This window comes from Shewanella sp. GXUN23E, assembly GCF_050865035.1.
Lineage (GTDB): Bacteria > Pseudomonadota > Gammaproteobacteria > Enterobacterales > Shewanellaceae > Shewanella.
This window is the reverse complement of the sequence record NZ_JBOZWP010000021.1, coordinates 38248-58801: the sequence shown is the minus strand read 5'-3', so window position 1 is coordinate 58801 and position 20554 is coordinate 38248. Positions and strand designations below refer to the sequence as shown.

Sequence of the window (20554 nt, the reverse complement as noted above, 5' to 3'; positions counted from 1 at the left end):
CAATAGTATGCAGCACCAGCGGATGGTGTCAGTCAGCGGCCAGATGCCGTGCTGAACTTACCCAATCCTGAGTGACTGCAGATTCTGACAAACTCTGGAAGTCACTGCATGATAAAACTTAAACTCTGCACCTTTGCATGCCTGATGGCGATGGGCTCCAGTGCCTATGCCGCCACGGCGATGGAGCGTGGCTACTTCCGCGCCCCGGCACTGCATGACAACACTCTGGTATTTACCGCCGAGGGCGATCTCTGGACCCAGCAACTGGGCCAGCCGCAGGCCAGTCGTTTGACCAGTTTGCCGGCACTGGAAACCGGTGCTGCGATATCTGCCGATGGTCAGTGGGTTGCGTTTGAAGCCAATTATGACGGCACCACTGAAGCCTATGTGATCCCGATTAAAGGTGGCCAGGCCAAACGCGTCAGTTTTGAGAACAGCCGGGTCAAAGTGCAGGGCTGGACGCCGGACGGACAGGTGCTGTACGCCACTGACAATGCCAATGGCCCCTCAAGCTCCTGGGTGCTGCGCAGTGTGTCTCCCGATACTCTGATAAGCCGCGATATTCCGCTGATGGACGCGATTGAGGGCGTGGTTGACAGTCGCGGCCAACAGGTATTCTTCACCCGTTTTGGACTGCAGGCGACCGGAGATAATGCCCGGGTCTATCGTGGTGGTGCCATGGGGGAACTGTGGCGTTTCAACCTGGACGGTGGCCGGGAAGCTGTGCGTCTGGCGCCTGAGCATCAGGGGTCATTGCGTCAGCCCATGCTGTGGCAGGATCGGCTGTATTTTATTTCCGATGCCAGCGGCGCTGAGAATATCTGGTCGATGGATTTGGAAGGCCACAATCTTACCCAGCATACCCATCATCAGGATTTTGCTGTGCGCGATGCTCGTATGGACAAAGGACGCATCGTCTATCAGCTGGGAGCCGATGTCCGCCTGCTGAGTCCTGACGATGGCAGGGATGAGAAAGTCGCGCTGCAACTGACTTCGGATTTTCCGTATCTGCGGGGCAACTGGGTCAATAATCCAATGGACTATATGACAGACGTGAGCTTCCCGGCCTCTGGCAACAAAGCAGTGATTACTGCCCGCAGCAAAGTGGCGATTGCCGGCAGTGATGGCAGCCGGCTGGTGGAGGTCGCGTCTGCAGACGACAGCCGTTTGCGCAGCGCCGTGCTGGATAACGATGGCAACTGGGTATACGCCATTTCTGATGCCACCGGTGAGCAGGAGATCTGGCGTTTTGCTGCCGATGGTCGCGTTGATGCCAGACAACTGACCAATGATGGCAACAGTTTGCGCATGAGCCTGCATCTGTCTCCCGATGGTCGTTATATCGCTCATGATGACTATCAGGGCAATGTCTGGCTGTTGGACCTGGAAAGTGGTCGCAACAAGGTGATTATCAAAGAGGGGGAAGGCCTTGGCCCCTACAGTGACATCGTCTGGGGGCCGGACAGCCGGGTACTTGCACTGACCAAATCCCAGTTGGGTGCGCAGCGTCCGCAGATAGTGCTGTATGGTGTGGACAGCGGTAAAAGCCAGTTTGTGACGTCCGATAAATACGAGTCCTATTCCCCGGCGTTCAGTCCCGATGGTAATTGGTTGTATTTCCTGTCCAACCGCCATTTCAAGGCGACGCCATCCTCACCCTGGGGAGACCGAAACATGGGACCGGTATTCGATCGCCGCAGCCAGGTGTATGCCGTGGCGCTGACTGACAATGCCACGTTCCCATTCCAGGCGATCACTGAGTTGACACCGGCTGTTGAGCTGAATGAGTCTGAGGATGACACAGTCAATATCGGTTGGCAGGGACTCAGTGAGCGTTTGTGGCAGGTGCCACTGGCGCCGGGTAATTACAGCTCGCTGTCGGTCACCGATGACAAGTTATATCTGTTGGATGAGCAGGATGACAAACGGACCCTCAAGGTGGTTGCTATTGAGCCGGGTAAAGCTCAGGCCAAGGTTTACGCCGAGGATATCGGCGCTTACCGTTTGTCGGCCGACGGCAGTAAATTGCTGCTTGGCAAGCAATCCAAACCATCCGAGTTGTTGATCCTGGATGCCGGGGACTCGCTGCCAGCTGATTTGACCAATGCCAGGGTCAATACTGCACAATGGCAGTTACTGGTGGAGCCTGAGCAGGAATTCCAGCAGATGTTTGAAGATGCCTGGCTGATGCACCGTGAGCAGTTTTTCGATAAGTCGATGCGGGGCGTTGATTGGCAAGTGCTCAGGCAAAAATATCAGCCACTGGTTGACCGGGTCACGGATCGCCATGAGCTGAATGATGTGTTTGCACAGATGATGGGAGAGCTTAATGCGTTGCACAGTCAGGTCAGGGGCGGTGATTTGCCTGTAGATCCCGAACTGCCCAAGGCTGCCAGCCTGGGGGCTCGCTTCCAGCAGACCGCTGACGGTGTGAAAATAAGCCAGATTTATCAATATGATGCTGAACTTCCCGGAGAAGCGGCGCCTTTGGCTCGTCCCGGCGTAGATGCCAAAGAGGGGGATGTGCTGCGGGCCATCAATGGTAAGCCGGTGCAAACCGTGGCGGATGTCAGCCAACTGCTGCGCAATCAGCGCAATGTTCAGGTGTTGTTGGAGCTGATCCGTAAAGGCAAGACCATTAAAACTGTGGTTGAGCCAGTCGATCCGGCCAAAGATAGTCAGTTGCGTTATCTTGACTGGGTGGCACAGAACCGGCAGAAAGTTGATAAGGCCAGTGACGGCCAGTTTGGTTATTTGCACCTGTACGCCATGGGCAGCAATGATATCGCCAGTTTCGCCCGTGAGTTTTACACCAATTATGATAAGGCCGGGCTCGTGGTGGATGTACGCCGTAATCGTGGTGGCAACATCGACAGTTGGGTGATTGAGAAGTTGCTGCGCCGCGCCTGGGCGTTTTGGGCGCCAACCCGCGGGACACCCAATACTAATATGCAGCAGGCATTCCGGGGACATTTGGTGGTGCTGACCGATCAGTTGACCTACTCAGACGGCGAAACCTTTTCTGCGGGGATCAAGGCGCTGCAGCTGGCACCTTTGGTAGGCAAACAAACGGCTGGAGCCGGTGTGTGGTTGTCTGGTCGTAATTCGTTGACTGACAAAGGGATGGCCCGTGTTGCTGAATATCCTCAATACGCAATGGATGGTCGTTGGGTACTGGAAGGCCGGGGAGTCAGCCCGGATATTGAGGTAGACAATCTGCCTTACGCCTCCTTTATGGGCAGCGATGCTCAGTTGGAGCGCGCCATTGCGGTACTCAAACAGGCGCAGTCCACGCAGCCTCTGCAGCCGCTGTCACCCAAACCAATTTCGGGGCCGATGGCGGACGATATCAGCCTCTGACCCAGGATAAAGACGTCAAAGACCAGCAAATACTTCCTAATGCCGTTCACGTTAAGTGAACGGCATTAGGCAATAGGGCCAGCTTTTGGTTTGTGTCGGTATGATACCAATTTCATTTAGTAGTTGATCTGTTTCAGCGGGAGTTCAATGCGCTTGAGACAAGGCGAGTCGGCGAAGTCATAATGATGCTATGTCAAGACGGCTCAACGCAGTATCAAGTGCATTGAAACCTGCACTGCGTGAGCGTGTCAGGCATCCTGCTTCTGTGTTGCATTGCTCTCAAAGGGAACCACCCTTAGTCAATCAATGCGCCTTGAATCGGCATCCCTGGCACGCTCTGAATTGATCAAACTATTAATGAAGTTGGTATTATCCCAAATCTGACTGAACTCCTGAACCTCGAGACTGTTTGCAGATGTGCCGGGGTTGATTAAGTGCAATCAATGAGAATACCGGTTTGTGGGAGTAAGTGGCGCCGTGGCAGTGCAGGCGCGGGAAAATAAAACGCCTGACAGAAGTATCAGGCGTTTATGAGGACTGAATATTTGTTTTGGTTTTGTACCTGTATCACAAAGTAACCAAAGGATTATTGAATTGCCGGGCCGAGGCCATAGGACCAGAGAATAACACTGGCGCCCATCAAGGCAACCAATAGCACCAAACCGCAGGTGACGACAGAGCTGGCGTAGATAAATCCCTTTTCTTCCGGGATACGCATCAGTATTGGAACGCCCGTGTACAGCAGGTATACCGAGTAGCTTAATCCCAGCAGACCAACCAGCATAATGAACCAAAGTTCCGGATAGAGCGCTGAAAATCCAACCATAAACAGCGGTGTTGCGGTATAAACTGCTAACTCCAGTGCCTGAGTATAGTTAGGTTCGGCATCGAAGGTTTTGGCCATCCAGTACACCAGATAAGCCAATCCAAACACACCGGCAATTAAACCAAAATACATGCCCACAGACATAAACAGGGCACTTTCCTGTGTCAGAAACAGCGGCTCTCCTGCGCCTGGGTTCCAGCCAATTTGGGTATTGGCAATGTACGCACAGATCGCAGGAATGAGTGAGATCAGTAAAATGTGGCTTAAACTGCTGCCGGTTTTTTCGTGATTGCGCTCAATTGCCTGCCATTCCTGTTTGGGGTGGGTGTATAACCCCATCAAGTGATTCAATATCATTATAATTATCCTCGTTTAGCTGAAACCAGGTGCTCGCCAAACATCAGACGAACTGATACTGCACCCCTTCATTTATTAACCAATTCTTAACTTCGGTCAAGTGGTTAACAAATGAGCAGATAACTTTGATGCGTATGAACGAACGGACTCGTCAACTTGTTTGCAAAAGCGGGCGATGGGACAATTAATCATCATCAGTATTGCCAGGAAATCCTTATGTATCAGTCGCTGTTGGCGCTGGTTATCGAGTTTTTGGGGTGTAAGACTCCACAGGCCTGGATCCAGGTGGCCTGTAAACAGGAAAACCTACCGTTGATTTTGATAGATCACTGCAACTGTGAGCTGAAAGCTGCCCAGACTGCGTTGTTTATGGTGCGAAAATACGGAGTGGATGACTGCAGTGGTGAACAGTTGCTGGCATGGGCGCGGCCCTATGAAGAGTTTGTCTATCACAATGACCGGGATATGCAGGCATTTCTGGCGAGGGATTTGTCCAAGGGCGAGCTCAAGGGGACTCTCCGGGTAAAGTCCGGGATCATTTGGGGAGATGACCTTATCAGTAAAATGCTGCGATTGGTCAAGGAGGAGTTTCATCACTTCGAGCAGGTGCTGGAGATTATGCAGGCGAGAGGGATTGTTTATCAGAATCTGCATGCCGGACGATATGCCAAGAGCATGATGCAGCATGTGCGGACCCATGAGCCTTTGACTCTGATTGATCGCCTGATTGTCGGCGCCTTCATTGAAGCCCGATCCTGTGAACGATTTGCGGCACTGGCTCCTCATATGGATCCGGAGCTTGAAAAGTTCTATGTGTCTTTGCTGCGCTCGGAAGCCCGGCATTATCAGGACTATCTGGCTCTTGCAAGACAGGTTGCGGGTGAATCAATTGATGAACGGGTGGCCTATTGGCGTGAACTGGAAGCCAGACTTATTTGTGACCCCGACCCTGAATTTCGCTTTCACAGCGGCGTGCCGGCTTAGTCGTGGCTTTTGACCTACTGGTTAAGTTCGTATCTCTAATGGTTGCGCAGGTTTGTTGCGCTGTTGCCCGAAGGTCCGTTGTACCTTGCTCCGTTACAGGCTGCTCTGTTAGGTGGTGCGGTTACCGTGGCGCACTGCTGCATCACTCAATTCAGCTGCCCGTTGGAAAAAGCATCAGGACCGTTCGGCCCTGATGATTCAATATCACAACGTCAGCGTGGTCAATTCACTGCCTTCTGGTGTAATGGTCAACACACTGCCCTGATGATACCAGTCGCCCACGACCATCCGGGTTTGCTTGCTATCCAGTTGATGAATGGCCGGTCTGTGAGTATGGCCGTGGATCATCTGCATCGCGCCTGATGTTCTCATCAAATCAGCAACTGCGGAAGATTCTACATCCATAATCTCGTCGCTTTTACTTTGATTGTCCCGCTTGCTTTTGCCGCGCAGGTCGGCGGCGATTTGCAGTCGCTTGCGTTTGGGCAGTTTGGAGTAAATCCAGCGAAACAGGGGGACAGAACGAAACCGGCGAAATCGCTGATAGGCCTCATCCAACGTGCACAGACTGTCACCATGTAACAGCACAGTTGGCTTGTTATAGAGTAAGGTCTTAAACACTTCAGGCAGCAATTGCATGCCTGCTTCTTTGGCAAACTGACGGCCCAGCATGAAATCCCGGTTTCCGTGAATGAAATACACAGGTAAGCGGCAGGAAACAGCTTTGATGTGCCGGGCGACCTCTTTGGCAAAAGGCTCGGCAATATCATCACCCACCCACACTTCAAACAGATCCCCTAGGATGTATAGGGCCTGAGTGTCATCCGGCAGCGTGTCGAGGAAGCGGCAAAATGCGTCGGTGATATCCGGGCGATCGGCACTTAAGTGCAGATCGCCGATAATAAGGGTGCGCATCCGGGAGGATTATTCCTCTACTGTCACGCTTTGGATGACCACATTGTCAACAGGCACATCCTGATGCATACCGTGGTTACGGGTATTAACGCCTTTGATGGCGTTAACCACATCCATACCTTCGACCACTTCACCAAATACGCAGTAACCCCAGCCCTGCATGGATTCGTTTTTGAAATCCAGGAAGGTGTTGTCGTTCACATTGATGAAGAACTGGCAGGTTGCTGAGTGTGGATCAGATGTGCGGGCCATGGCGATAGTGCCCGCTTTGTTGGACAGGCCGTTGTTGGCTTCATTTTTGACTGCGCCGCGGGTAGGCTTCTGCTGCATGTTTTCGTTAAAACCACCGCCCTGGATCATGAATCCATCGATAACACGGTGAAAAATAGTGCCATCAAAAAAGCCGTCTTTGGCGTACTGAATGAAGTTTTCTACAGTGGCAGGAGCCTTGTCTGCGAACATCTGCAGTTTGATGTCGCCGTGATTGGTGTGCAAAGTAATCATATTTCGATACTCAGTTGCTTCTGGAAGTTGGAGCGGATTCTAACTTATCGGTCTCAATGCGAAAAGAGCGTATGCGCACTGCTGCAATTGCAAAGATATCTGATGCAAGGGCGCTTGGCGCCATGGTAGACTGACGCCTCGTTTTATCCCAAGCAGAAATGGTTAAAGAGATACCCATGTTGAAGATTTACAACAGCATCAGTCGTCAGAAAGAGGAATTCAAACCAATACATCCGGGCAAAGTCGGCATGTATGTGTGTGGTGTGACGATTTACGACCTGTGTCATATTGGCCATGGCCGTACTTTTGTTTCTTTCGACATGATAGTGCGTTATCTCAGATACCTGGGTTATGACGTTAACTTCCAGCGCAATATCACTGATGTGGATGACAAAATCATCAAGCGCGCCAATGAAAATGGTGAAACCTGTGAAGCATTGACTGAGCGTCTGATCGGTGAAATGCATGCTGATTTTGATGCGCTGAATATGGTACGCCCGGATTTCGAGCCCCGCGCAACCCTGCACATTGCCGAGATCATCGAGATGGTTGAACTGCTGATCGCCCGAGGCCATGCCTATGTGGCGGACAACGGTGATGTGCTGTTCAGTGTGCCGTCTTTCCCCGCTTATGGCCGTTTGTCCGGTCAGGATTTGGATCAGTTGCAGGCCGGTGCCCGCGTTGAAGTCGATGAGCACAAACACAACCCGATGGATTTCGTGCTGTGGAAAATGTCCAAGCCGGGAGAGCCTACCTGGGAATCGCCATGGGGTCCCGGTCGTCCTGGCTGGCACATTGAATGCTCTGCCATGAACAGCAAGCATTTGGGCCTGCACTTTGATATTCATGGCGGTGGCTCTGATCTGCAGTTCCCGCACCATGAGAATGAGATTGCCCAGTCTTGCTGCGCCCATGACACGCCTTATGTGAATTACTGGATGCACACCGGCATGGTGATGGTAGACAAAGAAAAGATGTCCAAGTCTCTGGGCAACTTCTTTACCATCCGCGATGTATTGGCGCATTACGATGCCCAAACCGTGCGTTACTTCCTGCTGTCAGGTCACTATCGCAGCCAGCTGAACTATTCAGAAGACAATCTGAAACAGGCGCGTGCGTCACTGGAGCGTATGTATACCGCGCTCAAAGGTCTGGATTTGACGGTTGCAGCGGCTGGCGCTGAGCAATATGTGGCCCGTTTCAAAGAGGCCATGAATGATGATTTCAACACGCCGGAAGCCTACTCAGTACTGTTTGATATGGTACGTGAGATCAATCGCCTGAAAGGCGAGGATCTGACCGCAGCGTCGGCGCTGGGTGTGGCGATGAAGCAACTGGCCGATGTGCTGGGTATCATGAGTCTGGATGTGGAAACTTTCTTCAAAGGCGAGGGCAATGACGATGAAGTGGCTGAAATTGAAGCCCTGATCGTCGAGCGTAATCGTGCCCGGGCCGAAAAAGATTGGGCAGCAGCCGATGCGGCCCGTGATCGTCTGAATGCACTGAATGTGGTGCTTGAAGACGGCCCAGCAGGAACAACCTGGCGCAAGAAGTAAGCCGGTCTGCTATTGCGGACTTGAACATACAAACGCCGGTCATTGATAACAGTGACCGGCGTTTTTGTCTTTATATCAATCGCTTTTTAACGGCATGAAAAAGCCGGCAACTGCCGGCTATTTGCTCTTGGTACTAAATCTTACCTGTGGTCGTGAAAACGCTCGGCAGCGTACAGGGTATTTTCCAGCAGGCTGGCAATGGTCATAGGGCCCACACCACCGGGAACCGGGGTGATAAACGCAGCGCGCTCTGCGGCCTGCTCAAATTGCACATCGCCAACCAATTTGCCATTTTCCAGGCGATTGATACCCACATCAATCACCACTGCGCCGGGTTTAATCCAGTTGCCGGGAATAAAACCAGGCTTTCCTACGGCAACTACCAGCAGATCGGCGCCGCGCACTTTAGCTTCCAGATCTTTGGTGAAACGATGACAGACAGTGGTTGTGCAGCCAGCCAGCAATAACTCCAATGACATTGGGCGACCGACAATATTCGATGCGCCAACAATGACGGCGTCCATTCCGTAGGTGTCGATACCTACGGCGCGGATCAGCGTCATAATGCCCATTGGTGTGCAGGGGCGCAAAACCGGAATACGCTGGCAAAGACGGCCAACGTTGTAAGGATGAAAGCCATCCACATCTTTGTCCGGGGTAATGCGTTCGAGCACCTTGGCAGCATTAATATGCTCTGGCAGTGGCAGCTGAACCAGAATACCGTTAATGGTCTCATCTTGATTACACTCATCAATGAGTGTCAGCAATTCTTTTTCGCTGGTATCTGCAGGTAAGTCGTAGGATTTGGAGATAAAGCCGACTTCTTCACATGCCTTGCGCTTACTGCCAACATAAACCTGGGATGCGGGATCCTGTCCTACCAGAATTACCGCCAATCCCGGTGCACGCATACCGGCGGCTTTGCGATCGGCAACTTTGGTGGCGACCTGATTACGGATGGTTTGGGCAATGGCTTTGCCGTCAATTAACTTGGCTGTCATGGTGTTATCTGTCCTTAACTGCGGGCGCTGAATTGCGCGGTATTCTATCAGCGGGACCATGCAGTGTCATTGTCACAAGCCCTAAGCTGGTCGAAAGCTGTGTTTGCTAATATGGCAATTAGGCGGCTTTAGCCTGAAATTGCGCTGAGTTGCTGTATTTATCGGCATGTGATTCACCCGCCTAAAAAAAACATTGACGCCCGCGGAGCCTTGCAGATACTATGCGCTCCGTTCCAGAGAGACAGCCTGATTCAAGGCGCTCAACAGAATCATCGGTGATTAGCGCAGTCCGGTAGCGCATCTGCTTTGGGAGCAGAGGGTCAGAGGTTCGAATCCTCTATCACCGACCAGTTTTCAAAGGCAAAGCAAGCGCTTTGTCTGTCGGACAGGATACAGAAGCAATTCTGCCGGTCATGCGCCCGTAGCTCAGTTGGATAGAGCATCCGCCTTCTAAGCGGATGGTCGCAGGTTCGAATCCTGCCGGGCGTACCATATCAGTGGTGGCTATAGCTCAGTTGGTAGAGCCCTGGATTGTGATTCCAGTTGTCGTGGGTTCGAGTCCCATTAGCCACCCCACTTCTTTAAAAAAGAAATAAAAAAAGCGACCTTAGGTCGCTTTTTTTATGCCTTGCAAACGCCTATTGACACTCGACTCTGAAAAATTCGCTGGCTATAATGTCGCGTCTTGATGATTAATCAGTATGAGCGACAGGTGCCGGAACTGAGTTCCCATGGGCATTAGAGCGATAAATTTAGATCAAGAAACGAATACCTGAATAGCGGAATGATTCGGCTATTGCAAAGGACGTTAGACATATTTCGAGGTAAAACAATGCAAGTTTCTGTTGAAACAACTCAAGGCCTGGAGCGTCGCCTGACCATCTCTGTACCAGCTGAGCAAATTGAAAAGCTGGTTGCCGAAAACCTGAAACAAGAAGCCAAGCGTGCTCGTATGCCAGGTTTCCGTCCAGGCAAAGTGCCTGCCAGTGTTATCGCCAAGCGTTATGGCGCAGCTATCCGTCAGGACGTAACCGGTCAGGTTATGCAGCGCAACTTCATCGAAGCCATCATCGCTGAGAAGCTGAACCCAGCTGGTGCACCAACCTTTATCCCAGGTGAAACCAAAGATGACGCGTTTGAGTTCGTAGCGACTTTTGAAGTTTACCCAGAAGTTGAGCTGAAAGGCCTGGACGCTATCGAAGTTGAAAAGCCAGTTGCGACTGTAACTGACGCAGACGTAGACAGCATGATCGAGACCCTGCGCAAGCAGCACGCTCAGTACGATGCTGTTGAGCGCGAAGCGGCTGAAGGCGACAAAGTGAAGATCAACTTTGTTGGCTCGGTAGACGGTGAAGAGTTTGAAGGCGGCAAGGCTGAAGGCTTTGAACTGCAACTGGGTAGCGGCCGCATGATCCCAGGCTTTGAAGAAGGCATCAAGGGTCACAAAGCCGGTGAAGAATTCGATATCGACGTGACTTTCCCAGAAGAGTACCACGCTGAAAACCTGAAAGGTAAAGCCGCCAAGTTCGCCATTACTCTGACTGACGTACTGGGTGCTAACCTGCCAGAAGTGAACGATGAGTTTGCCAAGCAGTTCGGTATCGCTGAAGAAGGCGTTGAAGGCCTGAAAGCTGAAATCCGTAAGAACATGGAGCGTGAACTGGCTCAGGCTCTGAAAGCCAACATCAAAGAGCAGGTTATCGCTGGTCTGCTGGCTAACAATGATATCGATCTGCCAAAAGCACTGATCGATGGCGAAGTCAATGTACTGCGCCAGCAGGCAATGCAGCGTTTTGGTGGCCAGGCTGCCAACATGCCAGAACTGCCAGCTGAGCTGTTCGCCGAGCAGGCAGAGCGTCGCGTTAAAGTGGGTCTGCTGCTGGGTGAAGTGATCAAGTCAAACGAACTGAAAGCTGACGAAGCACGTGTAAACGCGCTGATCGAGTCTATGGCTTCCGCCTACGAAGATCCTTCTGAAGTTGTTGCTTACTACAACAGCAACCAGGAACTGATGCAAAACATGCGCAATGTAGCGCTGGAAGAGCAAGCTGTTGAAGCTCTGCTGGAATCTGCAAAAGTGACTGACAAAGAAGTTGCTTTTGAAGAATTTATGAACAAGGCTACCGGTCGCGCATAAGCGAAACTTGACTTGTTTGGCCTCAGGCCATTTATAATGGTTCGTATGGGTTTTTCTCATGCGAACCATTTTCGTTTTTAGGGAAGGAAGAATGCAAAAAGCGCCGGAATCAGTACTTAACGCACTTGTACCTATGGTTGTTGAACAAACTGCCAAGGGTGAGCGCTCCTATGATATCTATTCCCGTCTGCTCAAAGAGCGGGTGATATTTCTGGTTGGTCAGGTTGAAGAGCACATGGCCAATCTAATTGTGGCGCAGCTGCTGTTTTTGGAGTCAGAAAGTCCAGACAAGGATATCTATCTGTACATCAACTCGCCAGGCGGCAGTGTAACCGCAGGTATGGCGATTTATGACACCATGCAGTTTATCAAGCCGCATGTAAGTACAGTGTGTATTGGCCAGGCTGCCAGCATGGGCGCATTTTTGCTCGCTGGCGGAGAGAAGGGTAAACGTCATTGTTTGCCAAACTCGCGTGTGATGATCCATCAACCGTTGGGTGGATTCCAGGGGCAGGCATCGGATATTGCCATTCACGCTCAGGAAATCCTTGGCATTAAACAGAAACTCAACCAAATGCTGGCGGATCATACCGGTCAACCACTGGAAGTGATCGAGCGCGATACTGACCGTGATAATTTCATGAGTGCCCAGCAGGCAGTGGAATACGGTTTGGTTGATTCTGTTCTCACCAAGCGCAGCTGAATTTCGTTGTCGGTTGAGCTATGCTGATGACATAGAGATGACCGACACAGACTGGCAGTAAAGCAGGCTGCATAAGAGGTAGTAGAATGGGTGACAACAAAAGTAACGGCGATGGCGGAAAGCTGCTGTATTGCTCTTTTTGTGGCAAAAGCCAGCACGAAGTGCGTAAGCTGATCGCCGGGCCTTCTGTTTACGTTTGCGACGAGTGCGTTGAACTTTGCAACGACATTATTCGCGAAGAAATTAAAGAGATTTCGCCCAAGCGGGATCACGACAAGTTGCCAACGCCCCATGAGTTGCGTGCTCATCTTGACGATTACGTTATCGGTCAGGAGCAGGCGAAGAAGGTGTTGTCGGTAGCGGTGTATAACCACTACAAGCGCTTGAAAAACACATCGCCAAAAGACGGTGTGGAGCTTGGAAAAAGTAACATTCTGCTGATTGGTCCAACCGGCAGTGGTAAGACGCTGCTGGCAGAAACTCTGGCCAGAAGTTTGAATGTGCCTTTTACCATGGCGGATGCCACGACCCTGACCGAAGCCGGTTATGTGGGGGAAGATGTAGAGAATATCATCCAGAAGCTGCTGCAAAAATGCGACTATGATGTTGAAAAAGCGCAGCGCGGTATTGTCTACATTGACGAGATTGACAAGATCAGTCGTAAGTCAGACAACCCTTCAATCACCCGGGATGTTTCCGGTGAAGGTGTGCAGCAGGCGCTGCTTAAACTGATTGAAGGTACTATTGCTGCAGTACCTCCTCAGGGGGGGCGTAAGCATCCACAGCAGGAATTCTTGCAGGTTGATACCTCCAAGATCCTGTTTATCTGTGGCGGTGCATTTGCTGGCCTGGAAAAGGTGATCGAACAGCGCTGTGAGTCAAGCTCAGGCATCGGTTTCGGGGCTCAGGTGAAAGGTGAAAGTGACAAGAAGTCTGTCTCTGAAACCCTGCTGCAGGTAGAGCCTGCTGACCTGGTTAAGTACGGTCTTATTCCTGAGTTCATCGGTCGTCTGCCAGTGGTGGCAACGTTGCAGGAGCTGGATGAAGATGCACTGGTGCAAATTCTGTCCGAACCGAAAAACGCACTGACCAAACAGTATGGGGCGCTGCTGGATATGGAAGGGGTCGAGTTGGAGTTCCGTGACGACGCGCTCAAAGCCATCGCCCAGAAAGCTATGTCCCGCAAAACCGGTGCCCGTGGTCTGCGTTCAATCGTGGAAGGCATTCTGCTCGATACCATGTATGACCTGCCTTCTTCTGAAGGTGTGGCTAAAGTGGTGGTTGACGAATCTGTGGTTAAAGGCGAGTCCAGCCCACTGCTTATCTACGAAAACAATGAAAGCCAGGCTGCTGGTGAGCATTAATTAGTCTTTTGTAATCATTGTTTTAAAAAAGGAGCTCAGGTAGCTCCTTTTTTTCATTCTGGCATTGAAACACCGCAATTTGTCCCAATATACTCGTAATAACTTACTAAGTTGAGACGGAATCATACTATGACCTCAGAGCGTGATACGCATATAGAACTCCCCGTCCTGCCACTGCGCGACGTAGTGGTTTACCCACATATGGTTATTCCGTTATTTGTTGGAAGGGAAAAGTCCATTCGCTGCCTTGAGACCGCCATGGCTCAGGACAAGCAGATTATTCTGGTGGCCCAGCGTGATGCCGATTTGGATGAACCGGGCACTGAAGATATTTTCGATGTCGGTACAGTCGCCTCCATACTGCAGTTGCTGAAACTGCCTGATGGCACTGTCAAGGTGTTGGTAGAGGGTGGACGTCGTGCCCGTATCAAACGTTATGTCAAAGAAGATGACTTCTTTGTTGCCCAGGCTGAATTGCTGTCCTCCGAAGATATGGATGACAAAGAGGAAGAGGTTCTGGTTCGCAGCGCGATTGGTCAGTTTGAAGGTTATATCAAACTGAACAAGAAGATCCCTCCTGAAGTGCTGACGTCACTGAGTGGTATTGATGAAGCTGCACGACTGGCTGACACCATGGCAGCTCATATGCCGCTTAAGCTGGCTGACAAGCAGTCAGTATTGGAAATGGTGAATGTCGCCGAGCGCCTGGAATATCTGATGGCCATGATGGAAGCGGAAGTTGACCTATTACAGGTTGAAAAACGTATCCGCACCCGGGTCAAAAAGCAGATGGAAAAAAGCCAGCGCGAGTACTATCTGAATGAGCAAATGAAAGCGATTCAGAAAGAGCTTGGCGATCTTGATGAAGGTCATGATGAGTTCGAAGGCCTTGGCAAGAAAATCGAAGCGGCTGATATGCCTGCTGATGCCAAAGAGAAAGCCCTGGCCGAGCTGAACAAACTGAAAATGATGTCACCTATGTCAGCAGAAGCTACGGTAGTGCGCAGCTATGTTGACTGGATGACATCTGTTCCCTGGAAGAAGCGTTCAAAAATTAAGCGCGATCTAGCCAAGGCTCAGGAGACGCTGGATCTGGATCACTATGGTCTGGAAAAAGTCAAAGAGCGCATCCTGGAATATCTGGCGGTGCAAACCCGGGTCAAGCAACTTAAAGGCCCAATTTTGTGTCTGGTTGGCCCACCAGGTGTCGGTAAGACCTCGCTGGGGCAATCAATTGCCAAGGCGACGGGTCGTCAGTACGTGCGCGTGGCGCTGGGCGGCGTGCGTGATGAAGCGGAAATTCGTGGACATCGTCGCACATATATCGGCTCTATGCCGGGAAAAATCATCCAGAAGATGGCTAAGGTTGGCGTAAAGAATCCGCTGTTTCTGCTCGATGAAATCGACAAGATGAGCAGCGATATGCGTGGCGATCCAGCCTCAGCATTGCTTGAAGTGTTGGATCCTGAGCAGAACTCCACCTTCAACGATCACTATCTGGAAGTGGATTATGACCTGTCTGACGTGATGTTTGTGGCGACCTCCAACTCCATGGATATCCCAGGGCCACTTCTGGATCGTATGGAAGTGATCCGTCTGTCCGGTTATACCGAAGATGAGAAGCTGAACATCGCCAAGCAACATTTGCTGCCAAAACAGATTGAGCGAAACGGCCTTAAAGCCAGTGAGCTGAAGGTTGATGATGGTGCAATTCTGGGCATGATCCGCTATTACACCCGCGAAGCCGGCGTGCGTTCGCTGGAGCGTGAGCTGTCAAAGGTGTGTCGTAAAGTGGTGAAACAGATTCTGCTGGATAAATCCATCAAACAGGTGCATGTCACTCAGGAAAACCTGAAGTCTTTCCTCGGCGTACAGCGTTTTGATTTCGGTAAAGCCGAAAGCCGTAATCAGATTGGTCAGGTAACCGGTCTGGCCTGGACTCAGGTCGGCGGTGATTTGCTGACCATTGAGGCTACATCCGTGCCGGGTAAAGGTAAGCTGACCTACACAGGTTCGCTGGGGGATGTCATGCAGGAATCTATTCAGGCGGCGATGACAGTGGTTCGTGCACGTGCCGAGCAATTGGGTATCAACCCTGACTTCTATGAGAAGCGTGATATTCACGTACACGTGCCAGAAGGCGCTACGCCCAAAGATGGCCCATCAGCGGGTTGCGCCATGTGTACCGCACTGGTGTCGACACTGACCGGTAATCCGGTAAAAGCGGATGTCGCCATGACAGGTGAGATTACTCTGCGCGGCGAAGTGTTGCCCATTGGTGGCTTGAAAGAGAAGCTGCTGGCGGCGCACCGTGGCGGTATCAAACATGTGCTGATCCCTAAAGAAAATGAGCGTGATTTGGAAGAAATTCCGGAAAATGTTATCGCTGACCTGAAAATTCACCCGGTTAAATGGGTTGATGAAGTCCTGAAATTGGCGCTTGAACGACCGGTAGAGGGTTTTGAAGTGGTCAAAAACTTGGGATAACGCAAAAAATTGCCTTATCTCACTAAAAAAGTTAAAAAAAGGGCTTAACAAAGGGCAAAGCTGTGGTAGCCTAGATTCGTAGCGGGCCAGACCTCTCAAACCCTTGGGGGGACTGGCTTTGAGCGAATTACTAATTAATTCTTTATGGTTTTGGTACAGGGCTTGAACTTTATATTCAAGCTTGTTATAAAAGCCTCCGCAGACCGCTCTAGAGAAGGATTTGGTAGCGGCGCAAAATTACATTCAAGGGGATGACATGAACAAATCTGAACTAATCGAGAAAATCGCTACCGGTGCTGACATTTCCAAAGCTGCTGCTGGTCGTGCACTGGACTCTTTCATCGCTGCTGTGACCGAAGGTCTGAAAGACGGCGAGAAAATTTCTCTTGTTGGTTTTGGTACTTTTGAAGTTCGTCAGCGTGCAGAGCGCACTGGTCGCAATCCACAAACTGGTAAAGAAATCAAGATTGCAGCTGCTAACATTCCAGCATTCAAAGCTGGTAAAGCGCTGAAAGACGCCGTTAACTGATAACGGTTCAGCCCCCGAGGCTGTCGTATGATGAAGCACTGCACAGCAGTGCTTTTTACGAATTAAGGGGTGATGATTTTGATGAAGGTCATTACCCGGTATGAGTGCTTTAAACAAGACGCGAATACCCAAGCTTTTAAGGCGCTGTCACCCAAGTGAAGCGCCTTTTTGATTTTTTTTAATCGCAACGAGCGAGAAATCTGATGTTAGAGAAGATCCGCGAAGGTTCACAGGGTGTGATTGCGAAGAGCATCCTCATCCTGGTGATATTGTCTTTTGCATTTGCCGGTGTCAGCAGCTATCTGGGTTCATCCAGCGAAGTACCTGCTGCGACAGTTAACGGGCAGGTGATCAGCAACGCCGAACTTGAAAAGGCGTACCAGAATGAGCGGGCGCGCATGGAGCAGCAGTTGGGCGATATGTTCAGCGCCCTGGCCAGCGACCAGAACTATCTGGCTAATCTGAAGAAGTCAGTACTGGACAGATTGGTTGCCCAGGTATTGATTGAACAGGCCGCCAACGAGCTGGGACTGCGCGTATCAGACGAGCAGATCAAGCAGGCGATCGTGTCTGAGCCAGCCTTCCAGACTGACGGCCAGTTTGATAATAACCGTTATATCTCACTGCTTGCCCAATTGGGTTATCAGCCAGCTGCCTTCAGCGAAATGATGCGTCAGGACCTGACTTCCAATCAACTCGTTGCGACCTTGGTTGGCAGTGAATTTGTGCTGGCTGACGAAGCCAAACAATTGGCTGAGTTGCAGGGACAGACCCGCAATATCCAGTACAAGATTGTTGCCGCAGAGCCCTTCACCAAGGACATCAGCGTCACTGAAGCCCAGGCGAAAGCTTACTATGATGCCAATCAGGCTCAGTTTGTGAGCCCAGAGATGATCAGTCTGGATTATGTAGAGCTGAATGTGGCGGATCTGGCCAAGCACATCAAGGTGACCGATGCCGATGCTGAAACTTATTACAATGAGCACAAGTCAGCGTATCAGACGCCGGAAAAACGTCTGGCGGCCCATATTCTGATAAACACCGGTGATGATGCGGCGGATAAGGCAAAGGCTGAAGCACTGCATAAAGAGCTGGAAAATGGCGCTGATTTTGCCATGTTGGCCAAAGAAAACTCCAATGATCAGTTCAGCGCTGACAATGGCGGTCAACTCGATTGGTTCGAAAAAGGCGTAATGCAGCCAGAGTTTGATGAAGCGCTGTTTGCCATTACCGAGAAAGGTGGTATTTCGCCGGTTGTTAAGTCGGACTTTGGTTATCACATTATCAAGCTGGATGATATTGAACCCAGCCAGACTGCCGCATTTGCTGATGTAAAACAGCAGGTGATTGATCAGCTGAAGACTGACAAAGCCACGGATGAGTTTTATCAACTGGAGCAGACGCTCAGAGATATCAGTTACGAAGTTCCGGATACTTTGGCCGATGCTGCCAAAGAAGTTGGCGCTGAAGTGAAAACCACCGCTATGTTCCCTCGTAACAATCCGCCTGCGGCACTGTCCAATGCTGCAGTGGTTCAGGCCGCGTTCTCAGATCCTGTACTGCTGAACGGCGAAAACTCTGATGTGATTGAGCTTGCGCCAAATCATGCAATTGTGGTGCGGGTGAATAAGCATCAGAACGCTGGCGTGTTGCCTTTTGCTGATGTTAAAGCCGATATCGAAGCCCGTTTGGTGCAGGAGCAGGCCAATGAACTGGCCCGTAATGCCGCCCAGACTCTGATGAATCAGATCAAAGCCGGTGATGAGGTTGTTCTGGAGGCCCGTAATGACCTGGGTCGTTTCACCCAGGATCTGGATCCTGCTATCGTCAGCAAGGCCTTCCAGATGGCAACACCTGCTGATAAGCCTGTAGTGGACACTGTTGCGCTGGCTCAGGGATATGCCGTGGTCGTACTGGATAAAGTTAATGCAGCTCAAGGTGTTAATGACTCAGTGCTGGCGACCATCAAGCAGCGTCTGGGTTCTGAATATGCGAATGCCGACTATCTGGCATTGGTTGCAGATCTGAAATCCAAAGCCAGGATTGAATATCCTGTTCAGGAATCTCAGGTTATCACCGAGCAATAATCACAGGATTGACAATTGAGCTGTGTTAACTTCTTCAGCTCTACAAAAAACGCCGGCGATTTGCCGGCGTTTTGTTTTATCGGATTAAGCAAAAAACGCGGCCAATGCCGCGTTATTTATGCTCTAGGGAATAATTATTCCACACCAACCATAACACTGCTGGCTTTGATGATGGCACAGGCGCTGCCACCAACCTGCAGGCCCAGACGCTCGCAGGAGGCTTTGGTGACAACTGCGGTCAGCTCAACATTTGGGGCCAGTTCAATGGTCACTTCATTGTTCACAACACCTTCTTCGATGGCTTTGATAGTGCCTTTCAGGGTATTACGCGCGCTGATCTTCATATGTGCTCCTGCAAAAATAGAATGTTTATCTGGATGGCCGTCTGTGCATAGCGCAGAGGCGGGCAGATTCTTCCATAAAAAATGCCGCTGTAGTAGCGGCATTTTCTAAATAACTTAATTACTTAGAGTTGAATCACATCAAATTCAACATAGGGATCCACATCGGCATCATAATCAATGCCTGCGATACCAAAGCCAAACAGCTTAATAAACTCGTCTTTGTACTCGCGATAATCGGTCAGCTCTGCCAGATTTTCTGTCGTCACCTGAGGCCACAGATCACGGCAATGCTGCTGAATATCTTCGCGCAGTTCCCAGTCATCCAAACGCAGACGGTTTTCGCTGTCGGTCTGTGCAGCACTGCCGTCTGCTTTATACAGGCGCTGGCTGAACATGCGGTAGATCTGTTCCATACAGCCTTCATGCACACCTTGTTCGCGCATTTTTTTGAATACCATTGCAATGTACAAAGGCATTACAGGAATGGCTGAGCTGGCTTGAGTGACTACGCTCTTGAGCACTGCCACATTGGCACTGCCACCCTTGGCTGCGAGCTTGTCATTCAACTCATGAGCAGCGCGATCCAGATCCATTTTGGCTTTACCCAGTGCGCCGTGCCAGTAGATAGGCCAGGTGATTTCAGTACCGATATAGCTGTAAGCGACTGTTTTACAGCCGTCAGCCAGAACACCTGCGTCAGCCAGGGCATTGATCCACAACTCCCAATCCTGCCCACCCATCACAGTGACAGTATCGGCGATTTCCTGCTCTGTAGCGGGCTCTACAGTCGCTTCGATAATGGTGTCTTTGTTGGTGTCTACCGCCGTTGCTGTGTACGCTTCACCAATGGGCTTGAGTGATGAGCGGATCAGCTCACCAGTATCTGGCAGCTTACGCACCGGAGAGGCCAATGAGTAAACCACCATATCGATTTGGCCGAGATCGGCCTTAATCAATTCAATGACCTTATCTTTGGCTTCATGGCTGAAGGCATCACAGTTGATGCTCTTGGCGTACAGACCTTGTTCCTTGGCAAATTTGTCAAAGGCGGCAGAGTTATACCAGCCCGCAGTGCCTGGTTTGGTTTCTGTTCCCGGCTTTTCAAAAAACACGCCTATGGTCGCCGCATCACAGCCGAACGCGGCCGCTATACGTGATGACAGACCATAACCACTGGAAGAACCAACAACCAGCACGCGTTTGGGACCATTGGTGATTTTGCCCTGAGCCTTGGTGTAATTGATCTGTTCCAGCACATTGGCTTCACAGCCGGTTGGATGAGTTGTGGTGCAAATAAAACCACGAATTTTGGGTTTGATAATCATGTGATAGCTTCTTCCGTCAACATGGGCAATAGAATAATGAGTTCACACCGAAAATGGCACTGCTTTTTGGGAAAA

The 20554-nt window shown here is 50.8% G+C and carries 15 protein-coding genes and 3 tRNA genes; 12 read left to right on the top strand and 6 right to left on the bottom strand.

The features are described from left to right. Positions 1-111 precede the first annotated feature (111 nt). Positions 112-3360 carry a S41 family peptidase gene (locus ACRRUX_RS16360; RefSeq protein ID WP_432532302.1) on the top strand — a complete coding sequence of 1083 codons (3249 nt, stop codon included), beginning with the start codon at positions 112-114 and terminating at the stop codon, positions 3358-3360. A 586-nt stretch (positions 3361-3946) separates the two neighbouring features. On the opposite strand, the gene ACRRUX_RS16355 is transcribed toward ACRRUX_RS16360, so the two are convergent. After that, a complete protein-coding gene (locus ACRRUX_RS16355; RefSeq protein WP_432532256.1) occupies positions 3947-4543 on the bottom strand; it encodes a Yip1 family protein in 597 nt (198 codons plus the stop codon). A gap of 216 nt (positions 4544-4759) precedes the next feature. Between ACRRUX_RS16355 and miaE the strand changes: the two genes are divergently transcribed. Continuing rightward, entirely contained in the window at positions 4760-5527 is a 768-nt protein-coding gene (miaE, locus tag ACRRUX_RS16350; RefSeq protein ID WP_432532254.1) for a tRNA isopentenyl-2-thiomethyl-A-37 hydroxylase MiaE, read from the top strand. 204 nt (positions 5528-5731) lie between these two features. Here miaE and ACRRUX_RS16345 read toward each other — a convergent pair whose 3' ends face one another. Both ACRRUX_RS16345 and ACRRUX_RS16340 read right to left on the bottom strand, forming a co-directional pair. Next, on the bottom strand, positions 5732-6442 hold the full coding sequence (locus tag ACRRUX_RS16345) for a UDP-2,3-diacylglucosamine diphosphatase (protein ID WP_432532252.1): 711 nt from the start codon (positions 6440-6442) through the stop codon (positions 5732-5734). Positions 6443-6451: 9 nt separating this feature from the next. After that, positions 6452-6946, bottom strand: coding sequence for a peptidylprolyl isomerase (locus ACRRUX_RS16340; RefSeq protein ID WP_432532250.1), 495 nt, complete (start codon positions 6944-6946; stop codon positions 6452-6454). A 176-nt stretch (positions 6947-7122) separates the two neighbouring features. On the opposite strand from ACRRUX_RS16340, the gene cysS reads away from it, so the two are divergent. Continuing rightward, positions 7123-8502, top strand: coding sequence for a cysteine--tRNA ligase (cysS, locus tag ACRRUX_RS16335; protein ID WP_432532248.1), 1380 nt, complete (start codon positions 7123-7125; stop codon positions 8500-8502). Between the two features lie 140 nt (positions 8503-8642). Here the strand turns inward: cysS and folD are convergent, their stop codons facing one another. Beyond that, complete coding sequence (gene folD, locus ACRRUX_RS16330) at positions 8643-9503, bottom strand: bifunctional methylenetetrahydrofolate dehydrogenase/methenyltetrahydrofolate cyclohydrolase FolD (RefSeq protein WP_432532246.1); 861 nt, start codon at positions 9501-9503, stop codon at positions 8643-8645. 273 nt (positions 9504-9776) lie between these two features. Between folD and ACRRUX_RS16325 the strand changes: the two genes are divergently transcribed. The 9 genes from ACRRUX_RS16325 to ACRRUX_RS16285 all read left to right on the top strand — a co-directional run bounded on the left by ACRRUX_RS16325 (position 9777) and on the right by ACRRUX_RS16285 (position 18810). Then, positions 9777-9853, top strand: a tRNA-Pro gene (locus tag ACRRUX_RS16325). A 65-nt stretch (positions 9854-9918) separates the two neighbouring features. Next, a tRNA-Arg gene (locus ACRRUX_RS16320) sits at positions 9919-9995 on the top strand. A gap of 8 nt (positions 9996-10003) precedes the next feature. After that, positions 10004-10079 (top strand) — tRNA-His (locus tag ACRRUX_RS16315). 256 nt (positions 10080-10335) lie between these two features. Further along, a complete protein-coding gene (gene tig, locus ACRRUX_RS16310) occupies positions 10336-11640 on the top strand; it encodes a trigger factor (protein WP_432532244.1) in 1305 nt (434 codons plus the stop codon). Between the two features lie 91 nt (positions 11641-11731). After that, on the top strand, positions 11732-12343 hold the full coding sequence (clpP, locus tag ACRRUX_RS16305; RefSeq protein ID WP_432532242.1) for an ATP-dependent Clp endopeptidase proteolytic subunit ClpP: 612 nt from the start codon (positions 11732-11734) through the stop codon (positions 12341-12343). 86 nt (positions 12344-12429) lie between these two features. Next, positions 12430-13707 (top strand): ATP-dependent protease ATP-binding subunit ClpX, encoded by a 1278-nt coding sequence (clpX, locus tag ACRRUX_RS16300; protein WP_432532240.1) that lies wholly within the window; start codon positions 12430-12432, stop codon positions 13705-13707. Positions 13708-13836: 129 nt separating this feature from the next. Further along, a complete protein-coding gene (gene lon / locus ACRRUX_RS16295; protein ID WP_432532238.1) occupies positions 13837-16194 on the top strand; it encodes an endopeptidase La in 2358 nt (785 codons plus the stop codon). A gap of 241 nt (positions 16195-16435) precedes the next feature. Further along, the gene (locus ACRRUX_RS16290) at positions 16436-16723 is read left to right on the top strand and encodes an HU family DNA-binding protein (RefSeq protein WP_346347855.1); all 288 of its coding nucleotides are present in this window, start codon (positions 16436-16438) and stop codon (positions 16721-16723) included. Positions 16724-16926: 203 nt separating this feature from the next. Then, complete coding sequence (locus ACRRUX_RS16285) at positions 16927-18810, top strand: SurA N-terminal domain-containing protein (protein WP_432532236.1); 1884 nt, start codon at positions 16927-16929, stop codon at positions 18808-18810. Between the two features lie 134 nt (positions 18811-18944). Here ACRRUX_RS16285 and ACRRUX_RS16280 read toward each other — a convergent pair whose 3' ends face one another. Both ACRRUX_RS16280 and fabV read right to left on the bottom strand, forming a co-directional pair. Further along, a complete protein-coding gene (locus ACRRUX_RS16280) occupies positions 18945-19154 on the bottom strand; it encodes a TOBE domain-containing protein (protein ID WP_432532234.1) in 210 nt (69 codons plus the stop codon). Between the two features lie 122 nt (positions 19155-19276). Next, positions 19277-20479, bottom strand: coding sequence for an enoyl-ACP reductase FabV (fabV, locus tag ACRRUX_RS16275; RefSeq protein ID WP_432532232.1), 1203 nt, complete (start codon positions 20477-20479; stop codon positions 19277-19279). Positions 20480-20554: the final 75 nt, after the last annotated feature.